The sequence below is a fragment of the Paludifilum halophilum genome, from assembly GCF_002245355.1.
Classification (GTDB): Bacteria; Bacillota; Bacilli; order Thermoactinomycetales; family DSM-45169; genus Paludifilum; species Paludifilum halophilum.
Genome location: NZ_NOWF01000009.1, coordinates 145,909 through 158,747, shown reverse-complemented (window position 1 = coordinate 158,747; position 12,839 = coordinate 145,909). Strand labels below are relative to the sequence as shown.

At 46.2% G+C, this 12,839-nt stretch carries 10 protein-coding genes and 1 pseudogene; 9 read left to right on the top strand and 2 right to left on the bottom strand.

What is annotated here, in order from left to right; translation table 11 throughout:
* Positions 1-21: 21 nt before the first annotated feature.
* The 9 genes from CHM34_RS14865 (at position 22) to CHM34_RS14830 (ending at position 10,005) form a co-directional block, all read left to right on the top strand.
* The gene (locus CHM34_RS14865) at positions 22-963 is read left to right on the top strand and encodes an aminoglycoside phosphotransferase family protein (protein WP_094265392.1); all 942 of its coding nucleotides are present in this window, start codon (positions 22-24) and stop codon (positions 961-963) included.
* Between the two features lie 195 nt (positions 964-1,158).
* A complete protein-coding gene (locus CHM34_RS14860) occupies positions 1,159-3,282 on the top strand; it encodes an MMPL family transporter (RefSeq protein ID WP_094265391.1) in 2,124 nt (707 codons plus the stop codon).
* Positions 3,283-3,493: 211 nt separating this feature from the next.
* Positions 3,494-5,554 (top strand): BglG family transcription antiterminator, encoded by a 2,061-nt coding sequence (locus CHM34_RS14855; RefSeq protein WP_169713764.1) that lies wholly within the window; start codon positions 3,494-3,496, stop codon positions 5,552-5,554.
* 14 nt (positions 5,555-5,568) lie between these two features.
* A complete protein-coding gene (locus CHM34_RS14850; protein WP_094265389.1) occupies positions 5,569-6,057 on the top strand; it encodes a PTS sugar transporter subunit IIA in 489 nt (162 codons plus the stop codon).
* Positions 6,054-6,335, top strand: coding sequence for a PTS sugar transporter subunit IIB (locus CHM34_RS14845; RefSeq protein WP_094265388.1), 282 nt, complete (start codon positions 6,054-6,056; stop codon positions 6,333-6,335). Before CHM34_RS14850 ends, CHM34_RS14845 begins: the two co-directional genes overlap by 4 nt.
* Before the next feature lie 52 nt (positions 6,336-6,387).
* Positions 6,388-7,653 carry a PTS galactitol transporter subunit IIC gene (locus tag CHM34_RS14840; RefSeq protein WP_094265387.1) on the top strand — a complete coding sequence of 422 codons (1,266 nt, stop codon included), beginning with the start codon at positions 6,388-6,390 and terminating at the stop codon, positions 7,651-7,653.
* 33 nt (positions 7,654-7,686) lie between these two features.
* Positions 7,687-8,736 (top strand): zinc-binding dehydrogenase, encoded by a 1,050-nt coding sequence (locus CHM34_RS14835; protein WP_094265386.1) that lies wholly within the window; start codon positions 7,687-7,689, stop codon positions 8,734-8,736.
* Positions 8,737-8,779: 43 nt separating this feature from the next.
* A complete protein-coding gene (locus CHM34_RS19390) occupies positions 8,780-8,935 on the top strand; it encodes a hypothetical protein (protein WP_169713763.1) in 156 nt (51 codons plus the stop codon).
* Between the two features lie 23 nt (positions 8,936-8,958).
* A complete protein-coding gene (locus CHM34_RS14830; RefSeq protein WP_094265385.1) occupies positions 8,959-10,005 on the top strand; it encodes a galactitol-1-phosphate 5-dehydrogenase in 1,047 nt (348 codons plus the stop codon).
* 144 nt (positions 10,006-10,149) lie between these two features.
* Here CHM34_RS14830 and CHM34_RS14825 read toward each other — a convergent pair whose 3' ends face one another.
* Both CHM34_RS14825 and CHM34_RS14820 read right to left on the bottom strand, forming a co-directional pair.
* Complete coding sequence (locus tag CHM34_RS14825; protein WP_094265384.1) at positions 10,150-12,069, bottom strand: FtsX-like permease family protein; 1,920 nt, start codon at positions 12,067-12,069, stop codon at positions 10,150-10,152.
* Positions 12,044-12,813, bottom strand: a pseudogene (locus CHM34_RS14820) (ABC transporter ATP-binding protein). The gene CHM34_RS14825 and the pseudogene CHM34_RS14820 overlap by 26 nt, the downstream one beginning before the upstream one ends.
* Between the last annotated feature and the right edge of the window lie 26 nt (positions 12,814-12,839).

Sequence of the window (12,839 nt, the reverse complement as noted above, 5' to 3'; positions counted from 1 at the left end):
AAAAAGGGGGAAAAACCCATTATGCATTCAATGAGGAAGATGTTGAAAAAGCATTATAATATAGACGCCGAAAACATCCTCCCGAAACAGGGCGGATGGGCATCACTCGCCTATCAAGTATATGATTATAAAGCCTGTTATTTCTTAAAGGTATATGAAAAAAACAGAGCATCCACACCGAAGTTGACAGCCCTGATTGATCAATATGTTCCAGTGATGGAGTGGCTTATACATCATAGTAATTTGAAAGGCAAGATCCCCGTTCCCCACTTAACCCGGGGCGGGGATTACAAGTGTGAAGATGAGTATGGGATTTATTTGCTGTATGATTATATAAAAGGAGAAACCATCGGGAATCGAGACTTAACCGATGACCAAGTTTTCCAACTGTCAAACATCGTAACAGAGCTTCATGTATATGGGGAAGACATACCCATGGAAACGGATGATCTGAGAGATCATTTCGATGTCCCGTTTTTGCAATCATTGAAGCAAACGTTGAACAAGGAGCGCGACGCTTTACCAAATGATATAAGGGTGTTGATTCATCCTTACATGAAACAGATCCATGATCTGGTTATTACCGTTGATAAGTTATCTGTACGCTTGAAAAATAGTGATTTGAGACGGGCCTTATGCCATACGGATCTGCACTATTGGAATTTGATGCAATCCGGGCAGCAATTGATGTTGATTGACTGGGAAGGGTTGAGGTTAGCACCTGTTGAAGCTGATTTGATGTTCTTGGTCTACAAGCCGTACTATAGTGAATTTTTGCGTATATATCGAAGGACACATAAACATTTTTCGCCGAATCCAATGGCCTTACGATTTTACCAAGGAAAGCGAAAGTTGGAAGATGTGTGGGAGTTGATTGAACAACTTTTATTGGACCAACAAGAAGAGCAAGAAAGAAGGGTTACAAAGGGTCTTTTGAAGGAAGCGCTAAGAGATACGAGTTGAGGTTCACACCATGAAGGGCCCGGACACAAGCGGAAAAAAGGGCGGTTTCATCGGCGTTACTGTAAATTCCGCTCCAACACTGAGGGCATAAAATTCCTCAGTATTTTTATTATTATTCTGTATGGGATCGAGGGATCAGCTTTTTTCGCTTATCGGACATTTCATGTTTTAAGTCTATATAAACAGGAGGTAAACATGAAGATCCTTTTACAGGCTATCACCGATCGTATTGCTACAAAAAAGGGAATGTGGATGACTTTAGCCATTTGGCTGGTTGTAACTGTGCTTCTGGCGGTCTTTGCGCCCAGTGCAAAAGATTATGAAGTAACCCGTATTGATTCTTTGCCGGAAGATGCCCAGTCTGTGATCGCTCAAAAGAAAGTGGACCAATATTTTAAGGAAGGTGACGGAACTCCGGCGATTTTGGTGTTTCAGTCAACGGAGGGCAAAATTGCATTCAAGGATTTGGAAAATGTTTTAAAACAAATCGAAAATGAAAATATAGAAGGGATGGAACCAGTCGTTTCTTTGTCATCCCTGCCTCCGGAGGCGGCAGCAGGTTTTTTTTCCGATGATCAGACGACTGCCCTGATCCCGTTATCCTTCCATCCGTCATTGGAGAATCAGGAAATCAAACATGCGACCGAACAACTGCTGGCTGTGGTAGAAGGCTCCTCAAATTTAAATCTGTATGTAACCGGTCCAGCCGGGATTGCGACAGACTCTCTCGAACTTTTTTCAAGAGCGGATTTCGTTTTGATCGCATCAACGATCATCCTGATTTTGGTCCTGTTGATGGTCATTTATCGTTCGCCTTTGTTGGCTTTTATCCCACTTTTGGCAGCGGCGTTTGTGTACGAAGGGGTCATGCAGCTATTGGGAATCATGGGTAGTGCGGGGCTTGCACTCAGCAGACAAACGATTTCCATCATGTCCATTTTGTTATTTGCTGCTGTCATCGATTATTCTTTGTTTATTTTTTCCCGTTATCGTGAGGAACTCAAAGAATACGAAGATAAGTTTGAATCCATGAAAAGAGCGATGCGTGAGACAGGAATGCCGGTATTTTTTTCCGGCGGGACGGTACTGGCGGCCATGCTGGTTTTGTTTATTGCCCAATCGGGTGATTATCGAAATTTCGCTCCTACATTCGCCGTAACCATGGCTGTCATCATGCTCGCATCCATGACGCTGGTCCCTGCTTTGTTTATCCTATTCGGAAGAAAATCGTTTTGGCCTAAGGTGCCAAAAGTCGGGGACGCAAAGGTCAAAACAAATTCTTTCTGGAATAAAGTAGGCCGGATCGTCGTCGAAAGACCGGGAATGTCAGTGGCTGCCATCAGCCTTATACTCCTTGCATCCGCTAGCAACGTGTTCAATATGCAATATGAATTTGACACAATGCAGTCTTTCCCCGAAGATATGCCTTCACGTCAAGGATATCAAATTTTAGGAGATCAATTTGCGAAGGGGGACTTGGCGCCTTCCACCATACTTCTGGAATCATCGAAGACCGTGACAAAGGAGGAACAAGAGAGTTTAAGAAAAGAACTGGCTGAACAACCGCTTGTCAGCAATGTTCGAATCAACGGCACGGCTGAAAATAACCGGGTCATCAATTACAGACTGACTTTTGAAGCAAGCCCATATGCGTTGGAAACCATCAATGCCATGGAAGACATGATCCATCACGCGGAGCCCATCGTTGATAGCAGTGATGTGGAAGGCAAGTTATACTTTGCCGGAGAAACAGCAGCCCAAGTGGATGACCGTTCGATAAACAATCAAGATACGGTTGTCATTGTACTGTTCGAAACCCTTCTGATTTTTGGGATGTTGATGGTTCTCACTCGATCATTTAAGCTGCCGGTTTATATGATGGGGACTATTTTGGTTTCCTTTTTTGCCGCTTTAGGTCTGGGCATGTTTTTGACGCAACTGCTTTTTGACATCGATACCATCAGCAACCGTGTACCTCTTTATTCGTTTGTTTTCTTAGTCGCTCTCGGTATTGACTATAACATCATGTTCATCTCAAGGTTCCAGGAGGAACGAAAAAAACATTCCATTAAGAAATCGGTAGAAAGGGCGGTGGCTAATACCGGTGGTGTGATTTCTTCCGCCGGGGTCATATTGGCGGCAACCTTTGCCGTATTAATGACACAGCCGATTCAATTACTATTTGTTTTTGGTTTTATTGTGGCTGTCGGTATATTACTGGATACCTTCCTCATCAGAGGGGTTTTACTGCCGGGACTGCTCGTTTTACTTGAAAAAGATCAGGTGAACCATAAACCCTTTAGTTGGAGTCGGGATTAAAGGGGCACATTTTTTCAATTGATTGCAGAAGAGGGCCGGGAATATCCCGGCTTTTTTACATTCATTTGGATACAGATGGCTCTGGACATCGGGCTCGAGTCGCCGCTCGATCACAACGTGTGACAAATTTAAAGCGAAAGAGTGCGATGAAAACGCATACAAAGGTGTGAACCTAGATGCTACAATGATGGGTGAAGGGAGGGAAAACGTCATGGATCTTGATCGCCGGAGTACCAATTTACTGAATGAAGTTGTTTTGAATCCCGGCTTAAAGAGTCATGATCTTCAGCGTAAGCATGATTTGAATCGAAGGCAGTTAAAATATAGTTTCGACAAAATCAATGACTGGCTGGATTCAAAAAACCTCCCCAAAATCGGGCGAACGAGGCAAGGAACATTTGAGATCAGTCCTGTACTTGTCTCCACGTTTCTCAAAGATCATGCCCCTGTTCAAGGAACCATACCATCGGAGCAAGAACGCGTTCTTGTCATCCTCCTCATGTTGCTCAGCCGTGAAGAAGAGCTTTCCCTTCTCCATTTCACGTGTATATTGAATTTTAGCAAAAATACAGTCCTGAATGATTTAAAAAAGGCTCAAATGAATGTGAACAGATATGGTCTTGAGATTCGGTATTCCAGACTTCATGGTTATCTTCTCGAGGGAAAAGAGTTTTCCACACGACAGTTGCTGATCAAAACGATAAACCAGTGCCTTTCTTTGACAAATGGAAAGCGTTATCTGGAAATGGCGGCGGGTCTTTCAGAGGGGGAGATTGATCGATTTCGCCAAAAAATCGAAGACGTAGAAAGCGAGTTGGGGCTTAAATTTACCGATGACAAAATGGAATCCATGCCTTATATTCTTGCCCTCACACTGAAACGGATCCAGCAAAAGAAAACCATCGAACCCTTCTACGTTCATTACGATGAACTTTCAGATACCAAAGAGTACCGTGCAACAGAACTCATTCTGAATGATGTTGGATATATACCGAATGTGGAACGGCTTTTTATCACACTTCATCTGCTGACGACCAATATATACTTCTCTGAGAATTGGACAGAGGATTTCATTCCGAATTTAAGGAAAGCCCTAGGAGAGACGCTTGAATTATTTGAGAAACGATCCTGTATTTTTCTAAAAAACAAGGAACAATTGCTTAATAAACTGATGTTACATATGAAACCGGCTTATTATCGAATTAAATATCGTTTAACCGATGTCCATGAAATGCATCAAACCGTCAGCTCCGAGTTTTCCGAACTCCATCATATTACTCGACAAGCGATCCAGCCTTTACAGGATTTTTTCGGTCAACCGATTCCTGAACATGAGGCGATGTATTTAAGCATGTTATTCGGCGGTTGGCTAACCAAACAAGGGGACAGTTTGCAAAAAAAGATAAAGGCAGTCGTGGTTTGTCCAAAAGGAGTTTCCATTTCAAGGCTGATGTTCGGTCAATTGAATGAGTTGTTTCCTGAATTTGTTTTCCTGGAATCCTTGTCGATCCGCGAGTTTATGACTTACCCCCTATCTTATGACATCGTCTTCTCATCGGTTTATGTGGAAACGGAAAAGAAGTTGTTCATCATTTCACCCCTGATGGATGAAAGGGAAAAATATCGTCTCCGAAAACAAGTGATGATCGAGACCAGCGGATTTGTTCCGACGGATGTACAGCTTGATCAGTTAATCCAGATTATCGGGAAACATGCGTCCATAAAGAATAAGAAAGCTTTAACAGTCGAGCTGGGTCGCTTTCTCGAGCCGGAAAACGGTTCTTCTCCAGGGCCGTGGCCGGAGGCGGAAACACCGGAACTATCGGACTTTTTGCATGAAGGAACCATCCAGAAAAAGCGAAAGGCGGAATCCTGGCATGATGCTGTGCAGATGGCCGCCGACCCATTGCTTGCGAATCAGAGCATTCAGCCTTCTTATATCGAGGCAATCCATTCATTAGAGGAGCAGGATCCATATATCATCATCGGATCCGGGTTTGCGATTCCGCATGCCGATCCGGAGAAAGGTGTTCATCGTGTGGCCATGAGTCTTCTTCAATTGGAAGAAGGTGTTCGGTACGCGGGCAATCATGTGATTCACACCATTGTGGTGATTGCCGCACCGGATAAATATCAACATTTAAAGGCACTCCGACAACTGGTGCAGCTGGCACAGGACAAGGAAAAAGCACTTGCGATTCGCCAAGCAAAATCCGTTTCAGATATGGCTTCTCTGATTGAAACGCATGCGGCAGAAAATAAAACGACGTAAAAGAGGTCATGGAAATGAGTACATTGTTGATTGATCAATCATTGATTTTGCAAAATATTAAAGCAAATACAAAAGAAGAGGTTTTAACATTGATGGCTTCTAACATGCGGGAACAGGGAGTGGTAAAAGAAAGCTACATTCAGGCTATCATTGACCGGGAAAAGATCTATCCCACAGGACTTCCCACCCAAGGGGTTTCCGTAGCGATCCCCCATACCGACAGAGTACATGTGAATAAAAAAAGTTTGAGTGTCGGTGTCCTCACTGAACCGGTTCACTTTGTCCTCATGGGTGAAGATGATCGCACAACCCCCGTTAAACTCGTTTTTATGTTGGCTATGGATGAGGATCATGCACAACTTTCGCTTTTGCAAAAGCTAATGAGTGTTTTTCAAAACGCAGAGTGTCTATCCTATCTCGCTGCCGAGGAGGATAAAGCAAAAATCATTGCCATGTTAAATCATGCTCTCGAGTTGCCTGAAAAAGGAGATGAAAAAATATGAAAAAACGTGTATTGGTGGCATGCGGAGCTGGAATTGCAACGTCGACGATTGTTAATGATGCGATTGAAAACATGTGTAGAGAACACAGTATTGATGCTGAAGTTTTACAGGTTAAGGTATCGGACATTCCGTCCCACAAAGATTCCGCCGATTTGTTGGTGACAACGACAATCGTGAAGGAGAGCTATCCCTTTCCGGTCATTAATGCACGTTCATTCTTAACCGGCATCGGTGTTGAGGATATTAAGAAACAGATTTTGGAGGAGCTTAAAAAATAGAATCCGTTGCTCTTAACACCAAAGGAGAATCTCGTACAAAGGGGGCATTCTCATGGATGGAGTGATTGAAGGGTTTCAATCCTTTCTTGATCTAGGTCCCACTGTTCTATTGCCTGTCGCTATCTTTCTATTAGGACTTATTTTTGGCCAAAAAATCGGAAAAGCTTTTCGTTCGGCTGTTACGATCGGTGTTGCCTTTGTCGGTATTTTTCTGGTTGTCGATTTGCTGGTTAATAATCTGGGGCCCGCATCCAAGGCGATGGTCAAGCGAATCGGTGTGGAATTAAATATTATTGATGTCGGCTGGCCTGCGGCGGCGACGATTTCGTGGGCCAGTCCGGTAGCCGCTTTCATCATTCCACTGGCGCTGTTGGTCAATGTTTTGATGCTTCTAACAAAAACGACGAAAACGATGAATGTGGATATATGGAATTTTTGGCATTTTACATTTATCGGTTCAATCGTCTATTTCCTCTCTGGTGGAAGTCTTGTTCAAGCCTTAATTGCCGCCGTTCTTTTTGAGATTGTTTGCTTGAAGATCGCCGATTGGACAGCCCCCATGTTGGAAAAATATTTTGAACTTCCCGGTATCTCTGTAGCTACCGGCAGTACCATATCATATGCGATCCTCGGTGTTCCTATGGTGCGGCTCCTCGATAAAATTCCGTTTATCAGGAGGCTGAATGCCGATCCTGAAGCCATCCAACGGCGTTTCGGAATATTCGGTGAATCCCTTTTTGTCGGGCTGTTTTTGGGCATTATGCTGGGTATTCTGGCGGGGTATAACATTGGCGATACCCTGAACATCGGAATATCCATGGCCGCCGTGATGCTCCTGATGCCACGTATGGTTAAGATTTTGATGGAAGGCCTCATGCCGATCTCACAATCCGCCCGAGAGTTCTTACAGAAGCGCTTTGGAGCAAAGGATATTTACATCGGTTTGGATGCGGCGGTTGCGATCGGACATCCATCTGTCATTGCGACTGCCCTGATTCTGGTGCCGATTACGGTGGTTCTTGCCATCATCCTCCCCGGTAACAATGTGTTGCCCTTTGGTGATTTGGCGACGATCCCCTTTATTGTCGCCTTTATCGTGGGAGCGGCACGGGGCAACATCGTTCATTCGGTGATTGTGGGTTCGGTTATGATTGCACTCTCGCTTTATATGGCGACAGATATTGCAGGGGTTCATACAGAAATGGCGAATAATGCCCAGTTCAGTATGCCGGAAGGGACCAGTCTGATTTCAAGTATTGACCAGGGCGGGAACCTTGTCAACTATGTGATCTACCGAATGTTCTCATTCATCAATTGATGCGGTAATGGAGTAAGCAGGGAGGGGATTTCAATGAAAGCGCTGGTGAAAGAAAAGCCCGGTTATGGGAATCTGCATCTGACAAATGTGGAGGAGCCTTCTGTCGGTCGGGACCAGGTTAAGATTGAGGTGAAATATGCCGGGATTTGTGGTTCCGATTTGCACACATATGAAGGTTATTATCGAGTGAATGCTCCGGTGACTCTCGGTCACGAATTTTCAGGAGTCGTCGTGGAAGTGGGCTCTGATGTGACTGGATTTCAAATCGGGGATCGAGTGACCTCGGAAACCACTTTTTATGTTTGCGGAAAGTGCCGTTATTGCAAGACCGGCGACTATAACCTTTGTGATCATCGGAAAGGGCTTGGTACGCAAGTGAACGGCGGTTTTGCCAAGTATCTGGTAGCCAAAGGCAGCCATGTGCATAAGCTTCCGGATAACGTAGATACGGTATCCGCTTCACTGACAGAACCGCTTGCTTGCGCTCACCACGCCATTCAGAAAACAACGATTCGTCCGGGCCATGTTGCAGTCGTACTCGGGCCGGGTCCGATTGGACTTTTAACCGCACAGATTGCAAAAGCATATGGAGCTAAGGTTGTGATCACCGGTTTGGATCACGACCAAATACGCCTCAACAAGGCGATAGAGCTGGGAATCGACCGAGCTGTAAACATTCAGAAAGAGAATGTGGATCGCATTGTAAAGAAGTGGACGGACGGGTATGGAGCTGATCTTGTTTTTGAATGTACAGGTGCGGTGTCTGCCGCCAGTATGGGATTGGACTTAATCGCCAAGAAGGGTGAATATGTACAAGTCGGCATTTTCCCTGAAGCAAAGATTGAAATCGACTTTGCAAAAATCATTCAAAAGGAAATTCGCATCATCGGTACTCGCAGTCAAAAATCCGCGGACTGGAACCCGTCTCTTGAAATGATCAATCAAGGCCGTGTAAACACGAAAGCCTTAATTACCCATCAATTCACGATTGCTGAATGGGATAAAGGCTATCAGGCCATTAAAGACGGAAAAGCGATCAAGGTTTCCCTCGTGCCGGTTGAAGAGGAAACGGCCGCTGGTTAGCTAAAATCTTACCGTTTGTACGGGGCCGGAGGTGTAGACGGATATGGTTCAATCTTTAGTGGATACCATGTTAGGTCCTTATGGAAAAATGATCAGCGATTGGTACCTGGACCGTCAAGTCGTGATCAATACCTTCATTGTTCTGATCGGTATATATCGGTTATTCAAAAGGCGGAAGAATCCATCGACGGCCGCTTAATCGCGGAAAAAGGAGTATGAACGATGAATGCCTTGAAATTGTATGGAGTGGGTGATCTTCGCCATGAACAGGTAAAGCCCCCGGTGATCGATGAAGAAAATGAGGTAATCATCCGTGTAAAAGCGGCCGGCATTTGCGGATCCGATCTCTCACGGTACAGAAAGCTGGGTCCTTATATAGAGGGGATGGTATGGGGCCATGAATTTACCGGGGTGGTTGAAACGGTTGGGAAAGAGGTCACGCATGTTTCTCCCGGCGACCGTATTGCTGCCTGTCCGGCCATCGTCTGCGGAAAGTGTGAACCCTGTTTGAAAGGGGTTCCTTCTCAATGTATGAATCTGACGGTGATGGGATCTAGACAGCCTGGATGCTTTGCGGAATTTACAAAACTTCCGGCTGCAAACGTATGGCCTCTCCCGGATGCTATATCGGATGATATGGCCGCACTGATTGAGCCTTCGGCCGTTGCCGTTCATGGCTTATACCGGACTGACTTACGACCCGGTGGAAGTATGGCTGTGCTGGGATGCGGGAATATCGGACTGCTTTCCATTCAATGGGCAAGACTTTTTGGTGCCAAAACCGTCTATGCGATCGATATGGACCCTGAGAAACTGTCCGTAGCCAAACAGATGGGAGCCGATGTGATCATCAACCCGCAGGAAAAATCAGCCTATGAACAATTGATGGAATACACAGATCAAAAAGGGGTGGATGTGGCTGTGGAATCCGCCGGTTCCCCCTTTACTTCTGCTGAAGTACTTGCCCTTCCCTGTAAAGGGGGAGAGGTGGTCTTCATGGGCATTCCATACGAAGGTGTACGCATCGAACGGTTCTTTTTTGAAAGGATTGTCCGTAACGAGCTGAGGGTATACGGCTCTTGGAATGCCGTATCGGCCCCGTTCCCCGGGAAAGAGTGGACAACGACCCTTCACATGATGCGTACGGGTCAGCTCAATGTTAGACCCATGATTACACATCGCCTTCCACTGAGAGAGGGAGTGCAAGTATTTGAAGATATGCTTCATAAGAGAGATTTTTTTGGAAAAGTACTGTTGTATCCCGAGTGATTTTTATGGACAACCGGCCCACCTGACTCAAGATGTGGAAGCGGCAGAGGGAAGTTCAAGCGCAACATGGACAGAGTTTTAATGACCCACCCCATCAAAAAGGCACCCCGGAAGGTGCCTTTTTTGAAACTCATCTTCGATTTTTTATACCATGACCCGTTTCAGCTGTGCCAAATACCGGGACCGGACGACGAGGAAGTAGATCAGTTGCAGGATGAAGAAGGCGCCGATGGCGGTCAGGGAAGGTTGCCACATGTTGACGAAAGCGAAGCTTTCCTGTAACGCTCTTAAGACAATCACGGTTTGTATAGCGGCTACGGTGAAGGGAACGAAGAAGAGAAGACCTACTTGCACAGTGCCGGCCTGTCTCATTTCCTTCAGGTTCATGCCGATCTTGGAAATGGTCCGGTATTGCAGCTGATCCTGTTTCAAATCGGTGTACAGCCGGAAATAGAGGAAACTGGCCGTGGAAATGGAAAAGATCGCCGCGATGAACATCCCGATCAGTTGCATGACTGAATTCAGCTCTTTGATCATTTGGAATTGGGCCCCTGAGGAATACAAGAAACCGACGGCTTCAGGATTATATTGGGGATGAAGTTTCTTTTCCAACTCCCGGCCGAGTTTGACCTCCTGATCATTGGGGGTTTCGTTTTCCCGCCATTGAGGGACGGCATAGGCGGCTGTGACCTCTTCCGATCCTTTATCGGCCTGTTGAAAGGCGGAATCGGGTATGACCAGGACGCTGACACCGAAGATCGCCTGCTCTTTTTGGTCGATGATTTGCAGGGGAAGCTCTTCTCCCTTTTTCGTAACGATTGATAAACGGTCAGGCTTTTCCGTGCTCAAGGGTGAGGGTCGATAGAAAAAAACAGCTTCATCATCTTTCAATTTCAGCGATTTCCAATCCATGACCTTGGCAATGCGATTGTAAGCGGATTGAGAGATCGCTTTCTGCGGTTTATTGGTCTTACGGAATTGAATAAGAGCGCTTTTCACCGTGACCGATTCGTATGTCACTTGTTCAAGATCCAGGGTCTTCTCGATCTGTTGACGGGCGTTTGTGAGCGCTTCTTTTTCCTTCTTTTGTTCCTCGTTGTAAATGCTATAGGTGAAAGGAAAGGAATTGTTTTGGTAAATTTGCTTGTTGGTCATCTCAAAGGCGAAGACGACCCCGACGGCGGTGCAGGCTACTGCAGTGATGATCGTCACTAGGAAGAACATCCGCGCGTTATCCTTCACCTTGTAAGACAGCTCCGACAGCCATACCAACCGTGTTCCCCTCCAGAAGAAACGGCGGTTTTTCTTCAACAGGCGGATCAGATGTACGCTGAGCTGGGTATACATGAAGTAGGTACCGATCGTACCCAGGACCAGAGAGGTTAATAAGTTAAAATTATTCAATTCTTGGTATAAGAGAAGATAACAAGTAGCTGCCAACGACCCCGCCGACAAAAGGGACAACAGAATAGACGCTTTTGGCTCGGTTTTCGGCTTGCTGGCGCTTTGCAGGAGTTCGATCACCCGATTATTGCGGATCAATAATGTGGTGAGAGACGAGATCACCAAAAACAAGATCAGGAAGGCGGCACCGGTCAGGCCGATGGCTCTCCACGGGAGATAGAAGGGCAATCCTTTTTCCAACTCCAGGACTTGAGCGCTTAAAAGAAGGAAAAGTTTGGAGAGCATCATCCCGGTTGCGATTCCTGTGACAACGGACAGAAGTCCGATCATCATATTTTCCAGGAATACCATGCGGTTTAATTGCCCTCGTGAACTGCCCAAAATGGTTAAAATCCCGAACTCTTTTTTGCGCACTTTGAGAAAGGCACTGACCGAGTATAGAACGAACAGGAATGAAAAAACAAAGATGATATATTCCGCCGCCTGCATGCCTGTTTGGGTCATTTGTCCGAGTTCGCCGCTTTCGGTGATGTCCGGATGAAAAATGAGTACGGCATAGGAGAAAAAGACCATCACAGCAAAGGCACTGCTCAGAAAATAGGCGGTGTAAGCCCGCATGTTGCGCCGGACATTGTTAAGAGCGAACTGACGAAAGGTCATGGGCGTTCCCTCCTAACAGTGACAGGACATCGACGATTTGTTGGAAGAAAGTTTGCCGGTGGTCTCCCCGGTGGATTTCATTGTACAGTTGGCCGTCTTTGATGAAGATCACTCGGTGGCAGAAGCTGGCGGCTGTAGGATCGTGGGTGACGAGCATCATGGTTGTACCGTCATTTCGGTTGATTTTCTCCATGGTCTCCATCACGTCCCTGGAGGATTTGGAATCCAGGTTCCCCGTCGGCTCGTCGGCCAGCAACAGAGAGGGTTCGTGGATGATCGCCCGAGCGACGGCGGCCCTTTGTTTTTGTCCGCCGGAAACCTCATAGGTTCGATGGTCCAGGATGGATGTGATCCCCAATTTTTCCGCCACCGTGTGGAGTTTTTGATCCATCTCCTTGATCCCCTTCTTGTCCAGGGTGAGGGGAGGACGATGTTTTCCCCCAATGTCAGGGTATCCAGCAGGTTAAAATCCTGAAAGACGAAGCCCAGGCGCCGCCGTCGAAAAGTGGCCAGAGCGTGCTTTTTCAGGGTATGGGGATTCTTTCCGTTGATCAGTACTTCCCCGGAGGTGGGGGTGTCGATGGTGGAGACCATGTTGAGCAGTGTGGTCTTTCCGCTGCCTGACGGGCCCATAATCCCTACAAACTCTCCCTGCTCGATGGAAAGGTCGATATCGGAAAGGGCGCGGTAGGACACTTTGCCTCCGTACACTTTGCTCAGTTTGTTCACCTTCAGCATCTCCATGTCTGTCTTTCCCTTCTTTCTTGTGG

Bases quoted from the DNA above. Each gene is read 5' to 3' on its own strand.
- CHM34_RS14865 (WP_094265392.1), top strand. From the start codon at position 22: ATGCATTCAATGAGGAAGATGTTGAAAAAGCATTATAATATAGACGCC.
- CHM34_RS14840 (WP_094265387.1), top strand. From the start codon at position 6,388: ATGGATGGAGTGATTGAAGGGTTTCAATCCTTTCTTGATCTAGGTCCC.
- CHM34_RS14825 (WP_094265384.1), bottom strand. From the start codon at position 12,069: ATGACCTTTCGTCAGTTCGCTCTTAACAATGTCCGGCGCAACATGCGG.
- CHM34_RS14835 (WP_094265386.1), top strand. From the start codon at position 7,687: ATGAAAGCGCTGGTGAAAGAAAAGCCCGGTTATGGGAATCTGCATCTG.
- CHM34_RS14855 (WP_169713764.1), top strand. From the start codon at position 3,494: ATGGATCTTGATCGCCGGAGTACCAATTTACTGAATGAAGTTGTTTTG.
- CHM34_RS19390 (WP_169713763.1), top strand. From the start codon at position 8,780: ATGGTTCAATCTTTAGTGGATACCATGTTAGGTCCTTATGGAAAAATG.
- CHM34_RS14860 (WP_094265391.1), top strand. From the start codon at position 1,159: ATGAAGATCCTTTTACAGGCTATCACCGATCGTATTGCTACAAAAAAG.
- CHM34_RS14845 (WP_094265388.1), top strand. From the start codon at position 6,054: ATGAAAAAACGTGTATTGGTGGCATGCGGAGCTGGAATTGCAACGTCG.
- CHM34_RS14850 (WP_094265389.1), top strand. From the start codon at position 5,569: ATGAGTACATTGTTGATTGATCAATCATTGATTTTGCAAAATATTAAA.
- CHM34_RS14830 (WP_094265385.1), top strand. From the start codon at position 8,959: ATGAATGCCTTGAAATTGTATGGAGTGGGTGATCTTCGCCATGAACAG.